Source organism: Pseudomonas sp. SD17-1 (assembly GCF_029201585.1).
GTDB classification, from domain to species: domain Bacteria; phylum Pseudomonadota; class Gammaproteobacteria; order Pseudomonadales; family Pseudomonadaceae; genus Aquipseudomonas; species Aquipseudomonas palmensis.
Genome location: NZ_CP104044.1, coordinates 5,199,486 through 5,220,755, shown reverse-complemented (window position 1 = coordinate 5,220,755; position 21,270 = coordinate 5,199,486). Strand labels below are relative to the sequence as shown.

The 21,270-nt window shown below is 63.2% G+C and carries 18 protein-coding genes; 9 read left to right on the top strand and 9 right to left on the bottom strand.

Features of this window, described 5'->3' with window-relative positions; all coding sequences use genetic code 11:
- Positions 1–49: 49 nt before the first annotated feature.
- The 8 genes from N0B28_RS23940 to N0B28_RS23905 all read right to left on the bottom strand — a co-directional run bounded on the left by N0B28_RS23940 (position 50) and on the right by N0B28_RS23905 (position 9,840).
- Positions 50–1,972 carry a PrkA family serine protein kinase gene (locus N0B28_RS23940; RefSeq protein ID WP_043863751.1) on the bottom strand — a complete coding sequence of 641 codons (1,923 nt, stop codon included), beginning with the start codon at positions 1,970–1,972 and terminating at the stop codon, positions 50–52.
- Positions 1,973–2,253: 281 nt separating this feature from the next.
- Positions 2,254–2,583, bottom strand: coding sequence for a thiosulfate sulfurtransferase GlpE (gene glpE / locus N0B28_RS23935; RefSeq protein WP_043863752.1), 330 nt, complete (start codon positions 2,581–2,583; stop codon positions 2,254–2,256).
- An 11-nt stretch (positions 2,584–2,594) separates the two neighbouring features.
- On the bottom strand, positions 2,595–3,470 hold the full coding sequence (locus N0B28_RS23930) for a symmetrical bis(5'-nucleosyl)-tetraphosphatase (RefSeq protein ID WP_054915960.1): 876 nt from the start codon (positions 3,468–3,470) through the stop codon (positions 2,595–2,597).
- Positions 3,470–3,850, bottom strand: coding sequence for a Co2+/Mg2+ efflux protein ApaG (apaG, locus tag N0B28_RS23925; protein WP_043863754.1), 381 nt, complete (start codon positions 3,848–3,850; stop codon positions 3,470–3,472). The genes N0B28_RS23930 and apaG overlap by 1 nt, the downstream gene beginning before the upstream one ends.
- Before the next feature lie 105 nt (positions 3,851–3,955).
- Positions 3,956–4,756 carry a 16S rRNA (adenine(1518)-N(6)/adenine(1519)-N(6))-dimethyltransferase RsmA gene (rsmA, locus tag N0B28_RS23920; protein WP_043863755.1) on the bottom strand — a complete coding sequence of 267 codons (801 nt, stop codon included), beginning with the start codon at positions 4,754–4,756 and terminating at the stop codon, positions 3,956–3,958.
- Positions 4,753–5,742 (bottom strand): 4-hydroxythreonine-4-phosphate dehydrogenase PdxA, encoded by a 990-nt coding sequence (gene pdxA, locus N0B28_RS23915; protein WP_054915959.1) that lies wholly within the window; start codon positions 5,740–5,742, stop codon positions 4,753–4,755. The genes rsmA and pdxA overlap by 4 nt, the downstream gene beginning before the upstream one ends.
- A complete protein-coding gene (locus N0B28_RS23910; protein ID WP_100634834.1) occupies positions 5,739–7,055 on the bottom strand; it encodes a peptidylprolyl isomerase in 1,317 nt (438 codons plus the stop codon). The genes pdxA and N0B28_RS23910 overlap by 4 nt, the downstream gene beginning before the upstream one ends.
- Positions 7,036–9,840 (bottom strand): LPS-assembly protein LptD, encoded by a 2,805-nt coding sequence (locus N0B28_RS23905; protein ID WP_100634761.1) that lies wholly within the window; start codon positions 9,838–9,840, stop codon positions 7,036–7,038. The genes N0B28_RS23910 and N0B28_RS23905 overlap by 20 nt, the downstream gene beginning before the upstream one ends.
- Positions 9,841–9,970: 130 nt before the next feature.
- Between N0B28_RS23905 and N0B28_RS23900 the strand changes: the two genes are divergently transcribed.
- Genes N0B28_RS23900 through N0B28_RS23890 form a run of 3 tightly spaced genes read left to right on the top strand, consistent with a single transcriptional unit; the run spans position 9,971 to position 12,430 of the window.
- Positions 9,971–10,996, top strand: coding sequence for a phosphotransferase (locus N0B28_RS23900; protein ID WP_054915958.1), 1,026 nt, complete (start codon positions 9,971–9,973; stop codon positions 10,994–10,996).
- On the top strand, positions 10,993–11,664 hold the full coding sequence (gene murU, locus N0B28_RS23895) for an N-acetylmuramate alpha-1-phosphate uridylyltransferase MurU (RefSeq protein WP_043863760.1): 672 nt from the start codon (positions 10,993–10,995) through the stop codon (positions 11,662–11,664). The genes N0B28_RS23900 and murU overlap by 4 nt, the downstream gene beginning before the upstream one ends.
- A 1-nt stretch (position 11,665) precedes the next feature.
- Positions 11,666–12,430, top strand: a complete 765-nt coding sequence (locus N0B28_RS23890; protein ID WP_043863761.1) for a TerB family tellurite resistance protein — start codon at positions 11,666–11,668, stop codon at positions 12,428–12,430.
- Here the strand turns inward: N0B28_RS23890 and N0B28_RS23885 are convergent.
- Positions 12,427–13,431, bottom strand: a complete 1,005-nt coding sequence (locus N0B28_RS23885; protein WP_058541837.1) for an alpha/beta hydrolase family protein — start codon at positions 13,429–13,431, stop codon at positions 12,427–12,429. The genes N0B28_RS23890 and N0B28_RS23885 overlap by 4 nt on opposite strands.
- Positions 13,432–13,525: 94 nt before the next feature.
- Between N0B28_RS23885 and N0B28_RS23880 the strand changes: the two genes are divergently transcribed.
- The 6 genes from N0B28_RS23880 (at position 13,526) to N0B28_RS23855 (ending at position 21,179) form a co-directional block, all read left to right on the top strand.
- Entirely contained in the window at positions 13,526–15,928 is a 2,403-nt protein-coding gene (locus tag N0B28_RS23880; RefSeq protein WP_104572878.1) for a sensor histidine kinase, read from the top strand.
- Positions 15,929–15,930: 2 nt separating this feature from the next.
- Positions 15,931–16,560 (top strand): response regulator transcription factor, encoded by a 630-nt coding sequence (locus N0B28_RS23875; protein ID WP_043863764.1) that lies wholly within the window; start codon positions 15,931–15,933, stop codon positions 16,558–16,560.
- A 270-nt stretch (positions 16,561–16,830) separates the two neighbouring features.
- Entirely contained in the window at positions 16,831–17,955 is a 1,125-nt protein-coding gene (locus N0B28_RS23870; RefSeq protein WP_043863765.1) for an ABC transporter ATP-binding protein, read from the top strand.
- A 40-nt stretch (positions 17,956–17,995) separates the two neighbouring features.
- Positions 17,996–19,027 (top strand): ABC transporter substrate-binding protein, encoded by a 1,032-nt coding sequence (locus N0B28_RS23865; protein WP_054915954.1) that lies wholly within the window; start codon positions 17,996–17,998, stop codon positions 19,025–19,027.
- Positions 19,028–19,092: 65 nt separating this feature from the next.
- Positions 19,093–20,340 (top strand): ABC transporter permease, encoded by a 1,248-nt coding sequence (locus N0B28_RS23860; protein WP_043863767.1) that lies wholly within the window; start codon positions 19,093–19,095, stop codon positions 20,338–20,340.
- A gap of 11 nt (positions 20,341–20,351) precedes the next feature.
- Positions 20,352–21,179 (top strand): ABC transporter permease, encoded by an 828-nt coding sequence (locus tag N0B28_RS23855; protein WP_043863768.1) that lies wholly within the window; start codon positions 20,352–20,354, stop codon positions 21,177–21,179.
- Positions 21,180–21,270: the final 91 nt, after the last annotated feature.

The window sequence follows — 21,270 nt, the reverse complement described above, 5'->3', positions numbered from 1 at the left end:
GGCCCGGCGCATACTCCGGGCTTGCAGTTGACAGCCTGACGCTTGCTGCTTATTGCGATTTCCTGACCCGCAGGTACCATTCCGAGAGCAGCCGGACCTGTTTGTCCGTGTAGCCGCGTTCGACCATTCGCGTAACGAAGTCGTTGTGCTTCTGCTGGTCCTCCTTGCTTGCCTTGGCGTTGAAGCTGATGACCGGCAGCAGGTCTTCGGTGTTGGAGAACATTTTCTTCTCGATCACCACCCGCAGTTTTTCGTAGCTCAGCCAGGTCGGGTTCTTGCCGTTGTTGTTGGCCCGCGCGCGCAGCACGAAGTTGACGATCTCGTTGCGGAAATCCTTCGGATTGCTGATGCCAGCCGGTTTCTCGATCTTCTCCAGCTCCTCGTTGAGGGCGATGCGGTTGAGGATCTCGCCGGTTTCGGGGTCGCGGTACTCCTGGTCCTGAATCCAGAAGTCGGCGTACAGCACATAACGGTCGAAGATGTTCTGCCCGTATTCGCTGTAGGACTCCAGGTAGGCGGTCTGGATTTCCTTGCCGATGAACTCGATGTAGCGCGGTGCCAGGTATTCCTTGAGGTAGCGCAGGTAGCGCTCGCGCACCTCGGCCGGGAACTGTTCCTGTTCGATCTGCTGCTCCAGCACGTACAGCAGGTGCACCGGGTTGGCCGCGATTTCATGGGGGTCGAAGTTGAACACCTTGGACAGGATCTTGAAGGCGAAGCGGGTCGACAGACCGTTCATGCCTTCGTCGACACCGGCCGAGTCGCGGTACTCCTGGATCGACTTGGCCTTCGGATCGGTGTCCTTGAGGTTCTCGCCGTCATACACACGCATCTTGGAGTAGATGTTCGAGTTCTCCGGCTCCTTGAGGCGCGACAGCACCGTGAACTGGGCCAGCATCTTCAGGGTGTCGGGTGCGCAGTGGGCCTTGGCCAGGGAGCTGTTGAACAGCAGCTTGTCGTAGATCTTGATCTCGTCGCTCACGCGCAGGCAGTACGGCACCTTGACGATGTAGATCCGGTCGATGAACGCCTCGTTGTTCTTGTTGTTGCGAAAGCTGTGCCATTCCGATTCGTTGGAGTGGGCCAGCAGAATCCCGGAGTAGGGGATGGCGCCGAGGCCCTCGGTGCTGTTGTAGTTGCCCTCCTGGGTGGCGGTGAGCAGCGGGTGCAGGACCTTGATTGGTGCCTTGAACATCTCGACGAATTCCATCAGGCCCTGGTTGGCCCGGCACAGTGCGCCAGAATAGCTGTAGGCGTCGGCGTCGTTCTGCGGGAATTCCTCGAGCTTGCGGATATCGACCTTGCCCACCAGCGCCGAGATGTCCTGGTTGTTCTCGTCGCCCGGCTCGGTCTTGGCCACGGCGATCTGGTTGAGGATCGAGGGGTAGAGCTTGACCACCTTGAACTGGCTGATGTCGCCGCCGAACTCGGCCAGGCGCTTGGTCGCCCAGGGCGACATGATGGTGTTCAGGTAGCGGCGCGGGATGCCGAAGTCCTCTTCGAGGATGGCGCCGTCCTCGGTGGCGTTGAACAGCCCCAGCGGGGACTCGAACACCGGCGAGCCCTTGATGGCGTAGAAGGGCACCTTTTCCATCAGTTGCTTGAGTTTTTCAGCCAGGGACGACTTGCCGCCACCCACCGGGCCGAGCAGGTAGAGGATCTGTTTCTTTTCCTCCAGGCCCTGTGCGGCATGGCGGAAGTAGGAAACGATCTGGTCGATGCATTCTTCCATGCCATGGAAGTCTTCGAAGGCGGGGTAGCGCCGGATCACCTTGTTGGAGAAGATCCGCGACAGCCGCGAGTTGTTCGACGTGTCGACCAGTTCCGGCTCACCAATAGCCATCAACAGGCGTTCGGCCGCCGACGCATAGGCACTACGGTCCTGCTTGCAGAGCTCAAGATACTCCTGCAGCGAGAGCTCTTCCTGACGGGTGGACTCGAAACGTTGTTGGAAGTGGCTAAAAATACTCATGACGTCACCTCGCTCGATACGTGGAGCCGACGTCGGATCGATCAGTTGATGCTGGCATGCAGACGGCACTGCCGCCTGCTGTATACCCCCCAGAACACCCTTGGAACCTTACCGATGACCCGCACGCCGGTGTACCGGCTCTCCCCTTTTTGGATGGCCTGGGCTTAAGGATAGTTGGTAATCGGCGAGGTCAAGGGCGGTTGGGCGATTAGTTCGCCACGACCGTTCGTCTGGTCTGGCGCGAGCCCGCGCAGGGCGCGGGCTGCAGGCCAACAAAAAAATTATTCGGCGGAGCCCTGGGCGGTTTCTGCCGGGAAGGTGGCGCGCCACAGCTCGAAGCCGCCGTCGAGGCTGTAAACGTCGGAAAAACCCTGGCTGACCAGATACGCGGCCGCGCTCTGGCTGGAGTTGCCGTGGTAGCAGACCACCACGGTAGGGGCGTCGAGGTCGGCGCCGCGGATGAAATCGGCGACCGACTGGTTGTCCAGGTGGCGGGCGCCGGTGATGTGGCCGTTGGCAAAGGTGGGCTGGTCGCGGATATCGACCACCACGGCGCCTTGCGCACGCAGCGCCTGAGCCTGCTCTGGAGGGATACGTTTGAATTCGCTCATGGGCGGGTCCTTCAGGATTGATCGGCTATTCTAGCCGGTTGCACGGGGCTGGCCAGCGGGCGTACGGTGCCTTCTTCGGTGCACTCGCAGCGGTGGTACTGGCCGGTATCGACATTGAACAGGGTCATCGCACCGCCCCACACGCAGCCGGTATCCAGTGCGTACACGCCTGGCTCGGTGCAGCGGCCCTCGAGGGCTGCCCAGTGTCCAAAGATGATCTTCACGTGACGCGAGCGACGGCCCTTGTGGGCGAACCACGGTTTGTAGCCGGGTGGGGCGGTGTCGGCGCCTTCCTTGCCCTTGAGGTCCAGTTTGCCCTCGGCGGTGCAGAAGCGCATGCGGGTGAAATAATTGGTGATGACCCGCAGGCGTTCGACCCCGCCCAGGTTCTTGCTCCACTTGTTCGGCTCGTTGCCGTACATGCCGTCCAGATAGAGCTTGAGCCGATTGTCATCGCGTAGCACTTCTTCGACCTCGCCAGCCAGCTCCAGCGCCTTGCCCAGGGTCCACTGCGGTGGAATGCCGGCATGCACCATCGCCACGCCGCGCTGCTCGTCGTAATGCAGCAGCTTTTGCCGGCGCAGCCAGTCGAGCAGTTCGTCGGCATCCGGGGCGTCGAGAATCTCGCGCAGGGTGTCGCTTTTCTTCAGGCGCTCGATGTTGTGCCAGGCGGCCAGCAGGTGCAGGTCGTGGTTGCCCAGCACGCACACCAGCGAGTCGCGCATGGCGTACAGATAGCGCAGGGTTTCCAGCGACTCGGGGCCGCGGTTGACCAGGTCGCCGACCAGCCACAGGCGGTCGACCGACGGGTTGAAGTTCACCCGCTCGAGCAGGCATTTGAGCGGTTGCAGGCAGCCCTGGAGATCGCCGACGGCATACACCGCCATCAGTGCAGCGACCCGGGTACGGCCAGGCGGAACGCCTTGATCGGGGCCTCGAAACGGATGCCATCCTCGGCGAACATCTGATAGCTGCCTTCCATGGTGCCCACCTGGGTGCTGAGCACGGCACCACTGCTGTAGGTGTGGCTCTGGCCAGGCTCGATCAGCGGCTGCTGACCGATCACCCCGGCGCCCTTGACCTCTTCCACCTGGCCATCGCCATTGGTGATGAGCCAGTGACGCGACATCAGCTTGGCCGCCACCGAACCGTTGTTGTGCACGGTAATGGTGTAGGCAAAGGCAAAGCGGTCGTTTTCGGGATCGGAATGTTCTTTGAGGAAGCGGGTGACGACGTCGACGTCGACCTGATAGCGGGGATCGGACATTCAAGAGGGCCTTGGCAACAGACGCGAATACGGCAATGGCATCAGTCTAGGCTATCGGCGGGGTTGCCGGCCAGTCATGCGGGCATGACCGGCCGTTATCAGGTGTTACTGCGGCTGTTCGGCCAGCTTGTCGGCCAGGCGCACGAAGGCGGCCAGGTCCAGTTGCTCGGGGCGCAGGCTGCCATCGACACCGGCGGCGGCGATCTCGTCGCTGCTGAGCAGGGCCTTCAAGGTGTTGCGCAGTGTCTTGCGGCGCTGGTTGAACGCTTCGCGCACGATGCGCTCGAGCAGGCGATGATCCTTTGCCGGGTGCGGCAGGGTGGTGTGGGGTACCAGGCGCACGATGGCCGAATCGACCTTGGGCGGTGGGTTGAACGCCCCCGGGCCGACGTTGAACAGGTGTTCCACGCGGCAGTGGTACTGCACCATGATCGACAGGCGGCCCCAGTCGCCACCGCCCGGGCCGGCGGCCAGGCGCTCGACCACTTCCTTCTGCAGCATGAAGTGCATGTCGCGGATCAGCTCGGCGTTGGCCAGCAGGTGAAAGATCAGTGGGGTGGAGATGTTGTACGGCAGGTTGCCGACCACCCGCAGGCTGCGTGGCGCAGCGCCCAGGCTGGTGAAGTCGAACTTGAGCGCATCGCCCTGGTGCAGGCGGAAGTTGTCACGGCCGGCGAACTGCTGGTTGAGGATCGGTACCAGGTCCTTGTCCAGTTCCACCACATCCAGCTGGCCGCCGCTGTTGAGCAGGCCCTGGGTCAGGGCGCCCTGGCCCGGACCGATTTCCAGCAGGCGCTCACCTGCCTTGGCGCTGATAGAGCGCAGGATACGGTCGATGACGCCGGCGTCGTGCAGAAAGTTCTGGCCGAAGCGCTTGCGCGCCTTGTGTTGGTATTGCTCGGTCATAAATGGGTCTCGGCCATCTGGTAGGCGGTTTCCAGTGCTACCTGCAGGCTGCCGGTGTCGATCCTGCCGGTGCCGGCAAGGTCCAGGGCGGTGCCGTGGTCCACCGATGTGCGAATGATCGGCAGGCCCAGGGTAACGTTCAAGGCGGCGCCGAAGCCCTTGTACTTGAGTACCGGCAGGCCCTGGTCGTGGTACATCGCCAGCACTGCGTCGCAGTGCTCCAGATATTTGGGGGTAAACAGGGTGTCGGCAGGCAACGGGCCGCGCAGGTCCATGCCTTCGCTGCGCAGGCGCGCCAATGTCGGTTCGATGATGTCTATTTCTTCGCTGCCCAGGTGGCCGCCTTCACCCGCATGCGGGTTGAGCCCGCACACCAGGATGCGTGGCTGGGCGATGCCGAACTTGCTCTGCAGGTCGGCATGCAGGATCCGCGTGACCCGCTCCAGGCGTTCGGCGGTGATGGCGTCGGCCACTGCGCGCAGCGGCAGGTGCGTGGTCACCAGGGCCACGCGCAGCCCGCGCGTGGCAAGCATCATCACCACTTGCGCAGTGTGGGTCAGCTCGGCGAGGAATTCGGTATGCCCGGAAAACGCAATGCCGCTTTCGTTGATCACGCCCTTGTGCACGGGCGCGGTGATCATCCCGGCAAAGTGCCCGTCAAGGCAGCCCTGGCCCGCACGGGTCAGGGTTTGCAGTACGAAGGCGGCGTTGCGTTTGTCCAGCTGCCCGGCGACTACCCGGCTTGCCAGCGGCGTGTCCCACACGTACAGGCTGCCCGCAGGGGCAGGCGCATCCGGGAAGGCGTCGGGGCTGACAGGCAGCAGCGTGACGGCCACGCCCAGTTGCGCGGCCCGCTCGACGAGCAGGTCACGACTGGTAATGGCGATCAGGGGGTGGGGCTGGGCGTGCTCGGCGAGCAGCAGGCACAGGTCAGGTCCTATGCCGGCCGGCTCGCCGGGTGTCAGGGCGAAGCGCTGGTGTTTCACTGGGCTGCCTGGTCGGCGCCAGGAAGCTTGATTTCAACATAGGCTTCGTCGCGGATCTGACGCAGCCAGCTTTGCAGCTCTTCGTCGTACTTGCGGTTGCGCAGCACGTTCATGGCTTGCTGCTCGCGTGCCTGTTCGGTGCTGTCGGTGGAGCGACGGCCCAGGACTTCCAGTACGTGCCAGCCGTATTGGGTCTGGAACGGCTTGGACAGCTGACCCTGAGGGGTTCTGGCCATGACTTCGCGGAACTCGGGTACCAGTGCGTTCGGATCGACCCAGTTGAGGTCGCCGCCATTGAGCGCTGAACCCGGATCTTCGGAGAAGCTCTTCGCCAGCTCGGCGAAATCTTCGCCGGCGCTGATGCGTTCATAGAGCTTTTCCGCCAGTTGCTGGGTGGCGGCTTCGCTGCGCACTTCGCTTGGCTTGATCAGGATGTGGCGAACATGCACTTCGTCGCGCAGTTGTGTCTGGCCACCGCGCTTTTCCTGCAGCTTCAGGATGATGAAGCCACCTGGTGTGCGTACAGGCTCGGTCACGTCACCCACAGCCATGGTGCTGAGCAGGCGATCGAAAGGAGGTGGCAGCTGGGCGGCCTTGCGCCAGCCCATCTCGCCACCTTCCAGTGCGTTCTCGCTGGCCGAACGGGCAGTCGCCAGCTGGGCGAAGTCGGCGCCTTGCTTGAGCTGCTGGTAGATCGCGGCGGCTTGCTGGCCAGCCGCCTGGATAGCCGCCGAGTTGGCGCTTTCCGGGGTCGGGATCAGGATGTTGGCCAGGCGGAACTCTTCGGACAACTGCATCTTGCCCAGGTCCGAGGCGAGGAAGTTCTTCACTTCCTGTTCCGAAACCTGGATGCGTTCGGCTACCCGGCGCTGGCGCACGCGGCTGATGATCATCTCGCGACGGACCTGCTCGCGGGCGTCATCGAACGACAGGCCGTCATGGGCCAGGGCCGCACGGAACTGGCTCATGTTCATGCCGTTGCGCTGGGCAATGGTGTCCATGGCCTGGTTGAGTTCTTCGTCGGTGATGCGGATGCCGGAACGATCGCCAATCTGCAGTTGCAGGTTTTCCACGATCAGGCGCTCCAGCACCTGCTGGTCGAGCACGCCGGGCGGAGGTGTGGCGCCGCCGCGCTTGGCGATGGTCTGTTCGACCTCGCGCACGCGCTGGTCCAGCTGGCTTTGCATGACCACGTCGTTGTCGACGATGGCCACCACCTTGTCCAGGGTCTGCACCGCGGCGTGCGCGGTGCTGCTCAGTAATACAGCGCCCAGCATCAGCGGGCGCAGACAGTCAATAAGCTTGGTCTTCACGTGCACGGTAACCTTGAATGCCTTCGTCGAGGAAAGTTTCGACCTTTTTACCCACTACACCACCGAGGCCTTTCAGCACGATCTGCAGGAAGATCCCATGGTCGCCTTTTTCGTTGGAGGGTGCGTCCTGACTGAACTCGTCGTAGTCGACCCAGTAACGGTTGATCAGGCGCAGCTTCCAGCAGCAGTTGTCATATTCGAAACCGCCCATGGCTTCCAGGGTGCGGTTGCGGTTGTAGTCGTGCTGCCAGCGGGCGATTGCGGTCCACTGCGGAACGATCGGCCACATGACGGAGAAGTCATGCTGCTGGATCTTGTAGTAGTCCTTGACGTAGCCCGGTTGGCCTGGGGTGCCGTAGTCGCCACCACCCACCTGCCATTGGCCGGTGCTCTGGTTGTAACGCACTATGTCGTTACGATAGCGATAACCCAGGTTGACGATCTTGTTGACATTGTCTTCCGGCTGGTAGTGGAACATGGTGCTGCCGGAGCGTGTGCTGTGGCTGTCCGGGTCCCAGTTGAAGTCGGATCTCAAGCTCCAGTCCCGGTTAAAGCGATACTCGTGTTCCAGCGCGTAGGGCGAAACATTGGCTTGCGCGTCATCACGGTTTTTATAGTAGATGCCAGGCAACTGAACCTTGCGGTCCTTGAAGTACATAGCTTGACCAATGCTGAAGCGCATACGTTCAAAGCCGTTTTCTTCAATCCAGCGGTTTGTTACGCCCAGCGACAACTTGTTCTCGTCGCCGATGCGGTCTGAACCACTGAAGCGATTGTCACGGAACAGGGATGAGTAGCTGAACGTGCTTTCGCTGGTATCAAATACCGGGATGTCGTTCTGATCCCTGTATGGCACGTTCAGGTAGAACAGACGTGGTTCCAGAGACTGACGGTAGTTGTTGCCGAACCACTGGGTATCACGGTCGAAATACAGGCCGCTGTCGACACTGAAGATCGGTACGTTACGACTTTGTGAGCTGCTGAACGACTCTCGAGTGTTCGAGTTCAAGTTCTGGTTACTAGCCAGAAAGTCTTTGCCTTGCTGGTCTAGATCAAGGTCGTACCGGGTGTAGGCATACTTAACGGACGGCTTGATAAAGCCATAACTCCATTCCATCGGAAGGCTGACCTCAGGTACGGCGTTGATTCGATTGCCGTTGGAGCGAGCCAAGCCCCTGACTCGTTCGTCATAACGAAGTTCTGGGTTACCATTTTTATCAATGAAATTGCCGTTACGTAGATCACGCTCGAAGCGTACGAACTCGGTCTTGTAGGCGAAGTCCAGGCCACCAGGGTTGTACGGCAGCTTGCCGTTGAACGTAACCTGCGGCAGGCGCCCGTAAGGAGTGATCTTGCTGATGGTCGCCAGCTTGTAGTCCTGCACATTCAACCGCGCAGTGTAATCGTCGCCTCGATAGGTCAACGCACCTTGCTGGTTGATGTAGTCCTGGCTCTGTACGCCGATCTGATCCGATTCCAGATCCTGGAAATAGTACGGATCGCTGATGTCGGTGTAATCGACTTCGGTCATCAGGCGCTCGTCCAGGCCACCCTTGTGCTGCCAGTTGATCAGCCAGCGTTTTTCCTTGTAGTCGGACTGGCGCTTGCGCTCGTCCTCCTCGTCATTCAGCCACGCACCACCGAACTGCCCTTCGCTGGACTTGGTCAGGTAGCGGAACTCGCCTTCCATCAACAGACCGCGCTTGGCCATGTAGCGTGGATACAAGGTGGCGTCGTAGTTCGGTGCCAGGTTGAAGTAGTACGGCGTGACCAGCATGAAGCCGGTGTCGCTGCTGGTACTGAACGATGGCGGCAGGAAGCCGGACTGGCGACGGTCATCGATCGGGAAGTAGATGTACGGGGTGTAGAACACCGGTACATCCTTGACCCGCAGGGTGACGTTGGTCGCGGTACCGAAGCCGGTGGCCGGGTTCAGTGTGATGTTGTTGCCCTTGAGCTGCCAGGCGTTGCTGTTCGGCTCGCAGGTGGTGTAGGTACCGTCCTTGAGGCGAATGATCGCGTTTTCGGCACGCTTGGCGTACAGCGCGTTACCGCGGATACGCGACTTGTGCATCACGTACTCGGCGTTGTCGACCTTGGCTTCACCGGTGTCGAGCTGGATGTCGGCGTGATCGCCAACCACCAGCGAACCGTTGTCGCGGATCTTGACGTTGCCGCTCAGTTCGCCACGGTTCTCGGCCTGATACAGATTGGCCTCGTCGGCCTCGACCTGCATGCTGCCCTGGCGCATCACCACGTCACCGGCGAGGGTGGCGATCTGCTGCTCCTGCTGGTAGCGCGATACCTTGGCACCGATGAAGGTCGGCGCCTCGTCCTTGGGCGTGGTGTCATCCATGCCCGGACGGGTTGGCTCGATGTAGGCCCCGGAGCAATACGGGCCGGCTTCGGCGAGCTGGGCAGGGGTCAGCTGATCGCGTGGTACCCAGTCCAGATGGCTGTAGTCGGCGCTGCGTGCCTTCAGGCCGCGCCCCTTGGTTTCGGTGACGAGTGCTGGGCCCTTGCCCGCCGCTTCGGCACTGCCGTCGGCGCTCTGGGCAGGCGTTTCGCCGGCCGAGCTGACCGCCGCACCGTCATGCACAGGGCGTGGTGGCAGGTTCGCGGTGCTGGTCTTGGGCTTGCAGTCCCAACCTCCGGCAGCGGAAACTTGGCAGTCGAACTGCTCGGCAGCCACCACGTACGACGTGGCCAGGGGTTGCATCGCCAGCAGACCGCCGGTGACGAGCAACGGGAATTTTTTACGAAACGCGGGGGATTTCAATGCCATCTTATTAGTCCGGGCTTCCTGCGTGCCATCTGCCCGCGTGTGGGGCCGCACGCCTCTCGATGGTCTGAAAAAGATGCTGGATAATAAAGCATGACCCGCTTGACGGCTAGGGCCGTCGGAGACCCATGTAATGCCCGAACATGATGTACGCCTGCAACACCTGAATGTATGGCTGGCCGAACAGCTGGCAAATCTTTTCCATAAACAGGGCTGGGGTCCGGTTCCAGCGGGCTGCCTGACCGCTGCCAGCAGCGACGCGAGCTTTCGCCGCTACTTCCGCTGGGCCGCCGAAGGACGCAGTTTTATTGTGATGGATGCCCCGCCGCCGCAGGAAAACTGCCGGCCTTTTGTGGAAATTGCTCATTTATTGGCCAGCGCCGAGGTCAATGTGCCGCAAATTCACGCTCAGGATCTCGAGCGCGGCTTCCTGCTGCTGAGTGATCTGGGCAACCACACCTACCTCGATGTGATCACCAGCGACAACGCCGATGGCCTGTTCGACGATGCCATCCAGGCGCTGCTGGCCTTCCAGCAACTGCCGATGCAGGCGCCGTTGCCCAGTTATGACCTGGCCCTGCTGCGCCGTGAGCTGGAGCTGTTCCCAGAGTGGTACGTGGGCCGTGAACTGGGCCTGCAGATGAATAATGAGCAGCAGGCGGCCTGGCAACGCATCAGCACCCTGCTGATCGACAGCGCCCTGGCCCAGCCCAAGGTGCTGGTGCACCGTGACTACATGCCGCGCAACCTGATGCAGAGTGTGCCCAACCCGGGCGTGCTGGATTTCCAGGATGCGGTGTACGGCCCGGTGACCTACGACATCACCTGTCTGTTCAAGGACGCCTTCCTCAGTTGGCCGCAGGCACGGGTAGAGGGCTGGCTCAAGGACTACTGGCAGCGGGCGCAGGCTCTGGGCGTACCGGTGCAGGCCGATTTCGAGGACTTCCAGCGTGCCAGCGACCTGATGGGCGTGCAGCGCCACCTCAAGGTGATCGGCATCTTCGCGCGCATCTGCCACCGTGACGGCAAGCCGCGCTACCTGGCCGATGTGCCGCGGTTCTTTGCTTATATAGATGAAGTGATCGCCCGCCGCCCTGAGCTGGCCGAGCTGGACGAACTGATCGACAGCCTGCAGGCCGCAGGCGGGGCGCGCGCATGAAGGCGATGATTCTGGCCGCAGGCAAGGGCGAGCGCATGCGCCCGCTGACCCTGCATACACCCAAGCCACTGGTGCCGGTGGCCGGCGTGCCGTTGATCGAGTATCACCTGCGCGCCCTGGCGAGGGCGGGCTTCACCGAGGTGGTGATCAATCATGCCTGGCTGGGGCAGCAGATCGAAGAGCACCTGGGCGATGGCGCGCAACTGGGCCTGAGCATCCGCTATTCCGCCGAAGGCGAACCACTGGAAACCGGTGGCGGGATCTACAAGGCGCTGCCGCTGCTTGGCGACGCGCCTTTTGCGCTGATCAACGGCGACATCTGGACCGAGTACGACTTCAGCCGCCTGCCTGCGTCGCTGTCCGGGCTGGCGCACCTGGTGCTGGTGGACAACCCGGGCCATCACGGCAAAGGTGACTTCCGCCTGCAGGCCGGGCAGGTCAAGGATGCCGACGCGGTTTCGCCGACCTTGACCTACAGCGGGATCGCCGTGCTGCACCCGGAACTGTTCGACGGTTGCCAGGCCGGCGCCTTCAAGCTGGCACCGCTGTTTCGCCAGGCGATGGCCAAGGGCCTGGTCAGTGGGGAGCATTTCACTGGCCAGTGGGTGGATGTCGGTACCCTCGAACGCCTTGCCGAAGTCGAGCGCCTGCTCGCCGAGCGCCGCTGACATGTTGTGGCCGAGCACAGTGATTGGTGCCGGAGCGGGTTTTGCCATCGCCAGCATTCCAGGGGCGTTGCTGGGGGCATTGCTCGGTCAGGCGATGGACCGCCGTCTGCAACTGCACAGTTGGGCGCACCTGCGCGAGCGTCTGGGCGGGCGCGCGGTGCTGCGCGACGACGAAGTGCTGTTCGTGCTGCTTGGGCGCCTGGCCAAGAGTGAAGGGCGGGTGGTCGACGGACATATCCAGCAGGCGCGTCAGGAAATGCAGCGCCTGGAGATGAGCGAACCGGCACGTCTGCGCGCGATTGCCGCATTCAACCGGGGCAAGAGCGGCAGCGAGCGCCTGCACCCGCACCTGCGTCGCCTCAAGCAGCAACCCCATGCTGCCGAAGGCTTGCTGCGTGCCTGCTGGCGCATGGTCTGGGCCGATGGCCGGGTAGGGCGTCACGAGCGCGAACTGCTGATGCAGTGGGGGCAGCAGCTGGGCTGGTCGACGACCCGGGTGCAGGCACTGGCCAGCGACTACGAGCCGCACCGGGCGGCCCTGGGCAATCAGGGCATCAGCTATCCCGAGGCCCTGCGCTTGCTGGGGGTGTTACCCGAGACCGAGCCTGTACAGGTCAAGCAAGCCTACCGGCGCCTGCTCAGCCGGCATCATCCGGACAAACTGGTGGGTAGCGGCGCGAGCCCGGCGCAGGTGCGCGACGCCACCGAGCGTACCCGTGACCTGCATCAGGCCTACGCGGTGGTACGCAAGCGGCGCGGCTTCTAGTCGACCGCTTGCGGGCTCAGCCAGCCGCGAATGCGGCGGAACAGTTGCTCCTGCTCGGCAGCCTGGTTGCCGGGCATGGCCGTCAGGGCGACCTGGTGGTAGCTGCTGTCCTTGAGTCGCTTGCTGGCCTGCAGGCGGTTCACGGCCGCCTGCCTGGCGCCGGCCTGGTTGGCATAGTAGAAGTCGGCGGTCGGCAGCTTGAGCGTGGCGGCCAGGCTGTCGAGGCTGTGTTCGACGCGGGCCGGGTTCTGCGCAGCGACCATCACCAGCTTTTGCACCTGCGGCGGTTGCCGTTCGCTGATGTAACGGGCTGACCAATAGGCACCGCTGCCGCTGCCCAGCAGCACCACGCTGCGTGCGTTCTGCTGCTGTGCGTAGGCGACGGCGGCATCCAGGCGGGCGAAGATACGCTCGGCGTCGGCCTTTTCACTGGCCGCCGGATCGGTACTGGCGGGCGCTTCGGCGCTTTCGCTGTTTTCGGTTTCTGCTGCGGTGGCCTGGGCGATGTTGGCATTGGCATCGGCCGGCGTGGCCTTGGCCGGTGCGCCCTTCACGTCCTTGTCCGGTTGCGGGGGCGGTGCCGGGGTTTCCTTGCGGGCCACCGGGCTCTCGGCCAGCAGATCCGGCAGGCTCAGGCTCAGACTGGCCCACTTTGCATCGGGGAACTTGCGCCGCAGGGGGCCGACGGTGCGTGGCCAGTCGGCGCTCTCGCCGGCACCCGGGACGATGATCACCACGCCTTCGGGTGCCGGGGTGTTGGCAGGTTTCCACAGGGCCAGGAAACTGTCGCTGCCGGCCTGCAGGGTTTGCTGCTCGTCCTTGGGCACTTGCCGCTCCAGGGCCTGGGCGTCTTCCTGGCTGCGCTCGGGCAGCGCCTGGCGCGTGGCCGGCGCGGCATCGGCGTCGGCGGCCGGCGTTTCCTGCGCCAGAACTTGTGCGGTACAAGGTAGTATCAAGGACAGGCATAGCGCCGAAAGCGCCGTGCGTTTGAGTACGAACATTGATCGATCCAGGCCAGAGTGATACCGGCAGCCTAATGGTATTTGTCGACGACGGCCATGTTCGATGGCGGTCCCTTCATTGACGAGATTCAAGATGATGCGTTTGCGCTGCCTGTTGTTTATCGGCTGCTTGTGCTGGCCCTTTATGGCGAACGCGGAGCAGGCATCCGTACCGGCTGCGGTACGCCTGGACCCGGCGCAACAGCAATGGCTCGACCAGCACCGCAGCTTGCGGGTGGGCCTGGTGTTGCAGGCTCCGTTCGCGCAGTTCGACCGGCGCCTGCAGCAGCTGTCGGGTGTCAACGTCGAGCTGATGAACTGGCTGGGCAGGGCATTGGACCTGGACCTGACGTGGCGCAACTTCCCCGACCAGGCCGCGCTCGAGCATGCCCTGGCCGGCGGCGAGATCGACCTGGCGCCAGGGCTGACCCAGACCCCGGCCAGCCTGCGTCGCTGGTTGTTCAGCGACCCCTACATGCGCGTACCGCAGTTGATCGTGGGCCCGCGCAACGGCTCGATGGCAGTGGACCTGGAGCGGCTCGCCGAAAACGAGCGGGTGGCAGTGCGCATGCCCAGTTCACTGGCCGACTATCTGCGCGCGACCTATTCCAACCTGAATCTTCAAGGCGTGCCGGCCGAGCGCCAGGCCTTGCAGCTGTTGCTCAGCGAGCAGGTGCGCTACGCGGTGCTGGATGAAGCGCAGTTGAGCCGGTTGTCGCGCGAGAACGAATTCAGCGATCTGGTGGTGGTGGGCGACATCGGTTTGCCGCAGTTGCTGCGGGTGGGCTCACGGCGTGACTGGCCGATGCTGGCCGACATCATCGAGGTCGGCCTGCAGGCCATCCCGGCCAAGGACCTGGAGCAGTTGCACAACCGCTGGCTGCAACCCCGCTACCCGCGCCTGAGCGAGTCACCGGGGTTCTGGCAGAACCTGGCGTTGCTGTTCGCGGCGCTGTTCTTCAGTTGCGTCTTCATCGTGATCTGGCAGCGGCGCCAGCAACAGCAGTTGGAACTCAATCTGCTGGCTGCGCGGGAAAACATCGCCAAGCGCCTGGCCCGCGAAGAGGCGCTGCGCCTGAGCCAGTTCTCCCTCGACCAGAGCACCGTGGGCATCCTGTGGGTGCATTGGGACAGCCATGTGCGCTACGCCAACCGCGCGGTCGAAAGCATGCTCGGCTATACCTCTGGGGCGCTGAACGATCGCCCGCTGATCGATATCGAGCCCAACCTGCACATGGACCGCTGGCTGGACCTGTGGAAGCGTGCAAGGGCCAGCGATGAGGCGGCGCAGCGCTTCGAGACCCAGTGCCTGCGCGCCGATGGCAGCCTGGTACCGGTGGATGTGTCGTTGAGCTTCTTGCGCTTTCGCGATGCCGAATACCTGGTGGTGTTCATCAATGACGTCACCGAGCGCCGCCGTGCCCTGGCGGCGCTGCGCGAGAGCGAGGCGCGGCTCAAGGGCATTGCCGGCAACGTGCCGGGGCTGGTGTTCCGGCTGGAACGCAACCCGGCGATCGGCGACCTGGAGTTCCCCTATATCAGCGAAGGCAGCGAGGCCCTGGTCGGCTACTCGCCCATCGAACTGCAGCACCCGGACATGGGCTTGCGCAACCTGGTGCACAGCGAAGACCGCGCCGACTATCACCGCGTGCAGGACCAGGCGCTGGCCACCGACCAGGATTGGTCGTGGCAGGGCCGCATCGTCACGCGCCAAGGTGAGCAGCGCTGGGCCGACATCAAGGCCAGTACCCGCAATCTGCGCGACGGCCGCGTGGTGTGGGACGGGGTGGTATGGGACATCAGCCAGAGCAAGCGCGCCGAGCTGGAACTGGCGCGCTCCCAGGAGCAGCTGCGCGAACTGTCGGCGCACCTGGAGAGCGTGCGCGAGGAAGAGAAAGCGCGGATCGCCCGCGAGGTGCATGATGAGCTCGGGCAGATGCTGACCGTGCTCAAGCTGGAAACCTCGATGTGCGAGCTGGCCTATGCCGGGCTGGACCCGGGCCTGAACGAGCGCCTGGGCAGCATGAAGCGCCTGATCGCGCAGCTGTTCCAGCTGGTGCGCGACGTCGCCACGGCCTTGCGCCCGCCGATTCTGGATGCCGGCATTGCCTCGGCCATCGAGTGGCAGGCCCGGCGTTTCGAGGCCCGCACGCAGATCCCGTGCCTGGTCGAGGTACCGGACAACCTGCCGCCGCTCAGCGACGCCAAGGCCACCAGCCTGTTCCGCATTCTGCAGGAGGCCCTGACCAACGTCATGCGCCACGCCCACGCGCATACTGTGCAGATCAACTTGGGCCTGGACGGTGCGATGCTGTGCCTGACCATCAGCGACGACGGCGTGGGTTTCGTGCAGAGTGACCAGCGCCCGACCTCGTTCGGCCTGGTGGGCATGCGCGAGCGCGTGCTCATGCTGGGCGGCAGCATGCGCCTGGACAGCGAACCGGGCGAGGGCACCACGTTGAGCGTACGCATCCCCCTGAACAACGACAGGAGCTGACAGTGATTCGAGTATTGGTTGCCGAAGACCACACCATCGTGCGCGAGGGCATCAAGCAGTTGATCGGCCTGGCCAAGGACATGCAGGTGGTGGGTGAGGCCGGCAATGGCGAGCAGTTGCTCGAAGCCTTGCGCCACACCGAATGCGAGGTGGTGTTGCTGGATATCTCGATGCCGGGGGTGAACGGGCTGGAGGCGATACCGCGAATTCGCGCGTTGAGCGCGCCGCCGGCGATCCTGGTGCTGTCGATGCATGACGAGGCGCAGATGGCGGCGCGGGCGCTGAAGATCGGCGCGGCGGGGTACGCGACCAAGGACAGTGATCCGGCGCTGCTGCTGACCGCGATTCGCCGGGTGGCGGGGGGCGGGCGCTACATCGATCCGGACCTGGCCGACCGCATGGTGTTCGAGGTGGGGCTGACGGATTCGCGCCCCCTGCACTCGATGCTGTCGGAGCGCGAGTTCTCGGTGTTCGAACGGTTGGCCCAGGGGGCGAACGTCAACGACATTGCCCAGCAGCTGGCGCTGAGCAACAAGACCATCAGCACCCACAAGGCGCGCCTGATGCAGAAGCTGAATGTGACTTCGCTGGCGGAGCTGGTGAAGTATGCGATGGAGCACAAGCTGGTGTGAGTGTTCCAAAAACGACATCGGGTTGATCCCTTCGCTGGCAAGCCAACTGCCACAGGTTCGGCGTGTACCGACAAACCTTGTGGGGGCTGGCTTGCCAGCGAAGGGGGCAGCACGGCTATCAACGTGTCTGAAAACGCCACCCTTGTAGGGCAATCCCTACCCGCAAGTTTCCATCCGGCTGATGGCATTCTCTCAGCACCCCCGATTTGCGCCACCTTCTGCCTTCTCTAGTCTTGGGTCACAGCAGTCATCCAACAAGAAGGTGCAGGTATGAGTGAGGTGAATTCGAACGCTGCAACCGGCGAAGTGCTGGTCAGCTTCCGTGGTGTGCAGAAGAGCTACGACGGCGAGTCGCTGATCGTCAAAGACCTGAATCTGGATATTCGCAAAGGCGAGTTCCTGACCCTGCTCGGCCCCTCGGGCTCGGGCAAGACCACCAGCCTGATGATGCTGGCAGGGTTCGAAACCCCTACCGCCGGCGAGATCCTGCTGGACGGGCGTTCGATCAACAACGTGCCGCCGCACAAGCGCGACATCGGCATGGTGTTCCAGAACTATGCGTTGTTCCCGCACATGACCGTGGCCGAGAACCTGGCCTTCCCGCTGAGCGTGCGCAACCTGAGCAAGACCGACATCAGCGAGCGGGTCAAGCGCGTGCTGAACATGGTGCAGCTCGAAACCTTCGCCCAGCGCTACCCCGGCCAGCTTTCCGGCGGCCAGCAGCAGCGTGTTGCGCTGGCTCGCGCCCTGGTGTTCGAACCGCAACTGGTACTGATGGACGAACCACTCGGCGCCCTCGACAAGCAGCTGCGCGAACACATGCAGATGGAAATCAAGCACCTGCACCAGCGTCTGGGCGTGACCGTGGTCTACGTGACCCACGACCAGGGCGAAGCGCTGACCATGTCCGACCGCGTGGCCGTGTTCCACCAGGGCGAGATCCAGCAGATCGCCGACCCGCGCACCCTGTATGAAGAGCCGAAGAATACCTTCGTGGCCAACTTCATCGGCGAGAACAACCGTATCAACGGGCGTCTGCTCAGCCAGACCGGCGATCGCTGCCTGGTGGCGCTGCCCCGTGGCGAGAAGGTCGAGGCACTGGCCGTCAACGTCGGCCAGCCGGGCGAGCCGGTCACCCTGTCGATCCGTCCGGAGCGCGTGCGCCTGAACGGTCACAGCGAAAGCTGCGTCAACCGCTTCTCTGGGCGGGTGGCCGAATTCATCTACCTGGGCGACCACGTGCGGGTGCGTCTGGAAGTGTGCGGCAAGGCGGACTTCTTCGTGAAGCAACCCATCGCCGAACTCGACCCGGCCCTGGCCGTGGGCGATGTGGTGCCACTGGGCTGGGAGGTCGAGCACGGTCGCGCACTCGATCCTATTCTGGAAGCCCAGTGAGGATCGCCTCACCCATCCCAGCAACGCGGAGAGAACAATAATGAACAAACACTTGAAGCTGACCGCTCTGACCCTGGGCCTGTTTGCAGCAAGCCAGGCCATCGCCGCCGACCTGACCGTGGTCGCATTCGGGGGGGCCAACAAGGCAGCCCAGGTCAAGGCGTTCTACGAGCCGTGGGAAAAGGCCGGCAACGGCAAGATCATCCCCGCCGACTACAACGGTGAAATGGCCAAGGTCAAGGCCATGGTCGACACCAAGAGCGTGAGCTGGAACCTGGTGGAAGTGGAGTCGCCGGAACTGGCCCGCGGTTGTGACGAAGGCATGTTCGAGCAGCTCGACCCGGCCCTGTTCGGCGATGAGTCCGACTATGTGGCCGGCGCCATCCAGCCGTGTGGCGTGGGCTTCTTCGTGTGGTCGACCGTCATGGCCTACAACGCCGACAAACTCAAGACTGCGCCCACCAGCTGGGCGGATTTCTGGGATACCCAGAAATTCCCGGGCAAGCGCGGCCTGCGCAAGGGTGCCAAGTACACCCTGGAATTCGCGCTGATGGCCGACGGTGTGGCACCTAAAGACGTCTACAAGGTGCTGGGCACCAAGGAAGGCCAGGACCGCGCCTTCAAGAAGCTCGACGCCCTCAAGCCAAACATCCAGTGGTGGGAAGCAGGTGCACAGCCGCCGCAGTACCTGGCCTCGGGCGACGTGGTGATGAGCTCGGCCTACAACGGTCGCATCGCTGCGGTGCAGAAGGAAAGCAACCTGAAGGTGGTATGGAACGGCGGTATCTACGACTTCGATGCCTGGGCCATTCCGAAGGGCGCGAAAAACCTCGAGGACGCCAAGAAGTTCATCGCCTTCTCGATCCAGCCCGAGCAGCAGAAGGTGTTCTCCTCGAACATCGCCTACGGTCCGGCCAACAGCAAGGCCGTGGCGTTGCTGACGGATGAGGTCAAGAAGGACATGCCGACCACGCCGGAGAACATCGCCAATCAGGTGCAGATCGACGTGGTGTTCTGGGCTGACAACAGCGAGCAGCTGGAACAACGCTTCAACGCCTGGGCGGCCAAGTAAGCCGTGCCAATGGGGCGTCGGCATCGTGCTGACGCCTCTTGTTTCCAAGATTTTCGGAGTTCGCTATGGCCATCGCAGTGCCCCTGAACGAAGGCGCAGGTTCCAACCTCAAGAAGCGCCTGGCGCGTGCTGAACGCGTCAACCGCTGGAAGGCAAAAGCATTGATCGCACCGCTGGCAGTGTTTCTGCTGCTGGTTTTCATCGTGCCGATCGCCGCGCTGCTGTACAAGAGCGTCGGCAACCCCGAGGTGGTTGGCGGCTTGCCACGCACCGTCGCCGCGGTGGCTGAATGGGACGGCAAGAGCCTGCCTGGCGAGGACGTGTACAAGGCCCTCAGCGAAGACCTCGCCGAATCGCGCAAGAATCAGACCCTGGGCGATGTTTCCAAGCGTCTGAACATGGAGCTGGCCGGCTACCGCAGCCTGCTGGCCAAGACTGCCCGGGCCCTGCCGTTCAAGACCGAGCCGCAATCCTACAAGGATGCGTTGCAGGAGCTGGACGAGCGTTGGGGCGACCCGGCCTACTGGCAGGCGATCCGCCGCAACACCAGCAGCGTGACGCCGTTCTACCTGCTGGCCTCGGTGGACCACCGTATCGATGACCTGGGCGAGCTGGCGCCGACCACCCCGGACCAGGCCATCTACCTCGACATCTTTGCCCGCACCCTGTGGATGGGCCTGGTGATCACCGTCATCTGCCTGGCGTTGGCGTACCCGCTGGCCTACCTGCTGGCCAACCTGCCGACCCGGCAGAGCAACCTGCTGATGATCCTGGTGTTGCTGCCGTTCTGGACCTCGATCCTGGTGCGGGTGGCGGCGTGGATCGTGCTGCTCCAGTCCGGGGGGCTGATCAACAGCGGCCTGATGGCGCTGGGGCTGATCGACAAGCCGATGGAACTGGTGTTCAACCGTACCGGCGTGTACATCTCGATGGTCCACATTCTGCTGCCGTTCATGATTTTGCCGATCTACAGCGTGATGAAGGGCATTTCCCCGACCTACATGCGTGCGGCGATCTCCCTGGGTTGCCATCCGTTCGCCAGCTTCTGGCGGGTGTACCTGCCGCAGACCTATGCCGGCGTTGGCGCAGGTTGCCTGCTGGTGTTCATCCTGGCGATCGGCTACTACATCACCCCGGCACTGCTGGGCAGCCCGAACGACCAGATGGTCAGCTACTTTGTCGCCTTCTACACCAACACCAGCATCAACTGGGGCATGGCCACCGCGCTGGGCGGGTTGCTGTTGCTGGCCACCGTGCTGTTGTACCTGATCTATAGCTGGCTGGTTGGCGCAAGCCGCCTGCGTCTGAGCTGAGGAGCGTTGTCATGCTGAGCCCTTACATGTCGCCCGTCGAACGGGTCTGGTACTACAGTTTGCGCATCCTTTGCGGGCTGGTGCTGCTGTTCCTGGTGTTGCCGGTACTGGTGATCATCCCGTTGTCGTTCAACTCGGGGAGCTTCCTGGTGTATCCGCTGCAAGGCTTCTCGCTGCAGTGGTACCAAGACTTCTTCGGTTCGGCCGAGTGGATGCGCGCCCTCAAGAACAGCATCATCGTGGCCCCGGCCGCGACGCTGCTGGCGATGGTGTTCGGCACCCTGGCCTCGATCGGCCTGACCCGTGGCGACTTCCCCGGCAAATCGCTGGTGATGGCGCTGGTGATCTCGCCGATGGTAGTACCGGTGGTGATCATCGGTGTGGCCAGCTACCTGTTCTTCGCCCCGCTGGGCCTGGGCAACAGCTTCACCTCGCTGATTCTGGTGCATGCGGTGCTGGGTGTACCGTTCGTGATCATCACGGTGTCGGCCACCCTGCAAGGCTTCAACCACAACCTGGTACGGGCTGCGGCCAGCCTGGGCGCCTCGCCGGTCACCACGTTCCGCCGGGTTACCCTGCCGCTGATCGCCCCGGGTGTGATCTCGGGGGCCCTGTTTGCCTTCGCGACATCGTTCGACGAGGTGGTGGTGACGCTGTTCCTCGCCGGGCCGGAGCAGGCCACGCTGCCACGCCAGATGTTCAGCGGTATCCGCGAGAACCTGAGCCCGACCATTGCTGCAGCGGCGACCTTGCTGATCGCGTTCTCGGTGGTGCTGTTGCTGACCCTGGAATGGCTGCGCGGGCGTGGCGAGAAGCTGCGTACCCAACAGCCGGGCTGAAACAGATGACCCTTCGCCGGCAAGGCTGGCTCCTGTAGGAGCCGGCCTTGCCGGCGAAGTGGGCACCACCGATCCTGATCCAGGCTTGATG

Bases quoted from the DNA above. Each gene is read 5' to 3' on its own strand.
- N0B28_RS23900 (WP_054915958.1), top strand. From the start codon at position 9,971: ATGCCCGAACATGATGTACGCCTGCAACACCTGAATGTATGGCTGGCC.
- apaG (WP_043863754.1), bottom strand. From the start codon at position 3,850: ATGTCCGATCCCCGCTATCAGGTCGACGTCGACGTCGTCACCCGCTTC.
- rsmA (WP_043863755.1), bottom strand. From the start codon at position 4,756: ATGACCGAGCAATACCAACACAAGGCGCGCAAGCGCTTCGGCCAGAAC.
- N0B28_RS23865 (WP_054915954.1), top strand. From the start codon at position 17,996: ATGAACAAACACTTGAAGCTGACCGCTCTGACCCTGGGCCTGTTTGCA.
- N0B28_RS23870 (WP_043863765.1), top strand. From the start codon at position 16,831: ATGAGTGAGGTGAATTCGAACGCTGCAACCGGCGAAGTGCTGGTCAGC.
- N0B28_RS23880 (WP_104572878.1), top strand. From the start codon at position 13,526: ATGATGCGTTTGCGCTGCCTGTTGTTTATCGGCTGCTTGTGCTGGCCC.
- N0B28_RS23890 (WP_043863761.1), top strand. From the start codon at position 11,666: ATGTTGTGGCCGAGCACAGTGATTGGTGCCGGAGCGGGTTTTGCCATC.
- N0B28_RS23940 (WP_043863751.1), bottom strand. From the start codon at position 1,972: ATGAGTATTTTTAGCCACTTCCAACAACGTTTCGAGTCCACCCGTCAG.
- N0B28_RS23885 (WP_058541837.1), bottom strand. From the start codon at position 13,431: ATGTTCGTACTCAAACGCACGGCGCTTTCGGCGCTATGCCTGTCCTTG.
- N0B28_RS23860 (WP_043863767.1), top strand. From the start codon at position 19,093: ATGGCCATCGCAGTGCCCCTGAACGAAGGCGCAGGTTCCAACCTCAAG.
- N0B28_RS23905 (WP_100634761.1), bottom strand. From the start codon at position 9,840: ATGGCATTGAAATCCCCCGCGTTTCGTAAAAAATTCCCGTTGCTCGTC.
- N0B28_RS23930 (WP_054915960.1), bottom strand. From the start codon at position 3,470: ATGGCGGTGTATGCCGTCGGCGATCTCCAGGGCTGCCTGCAACCGCTC.
- glpE (WP_043863752.1), bottom strand. From the start codon at position 2,583: ATGAGCGAATTCAAACGTATCCCTCCAGAGCAGGCTCAGGCGCTGCGT.
- murU (WP_043863760.1), top strand. From the start codon at position 10,993: ATGAAGGCGATGATTCTGGCCGCAGGCAAGGGCGAGCGCATGCGCCCG.
- N0B28_RS23855 (WP_043863768.1), top strand. From the start codon at position 20,352: ATGCTGAGCCCTTACATGTCGCCCGTCGAACGGGTCTGGTACTACAGT.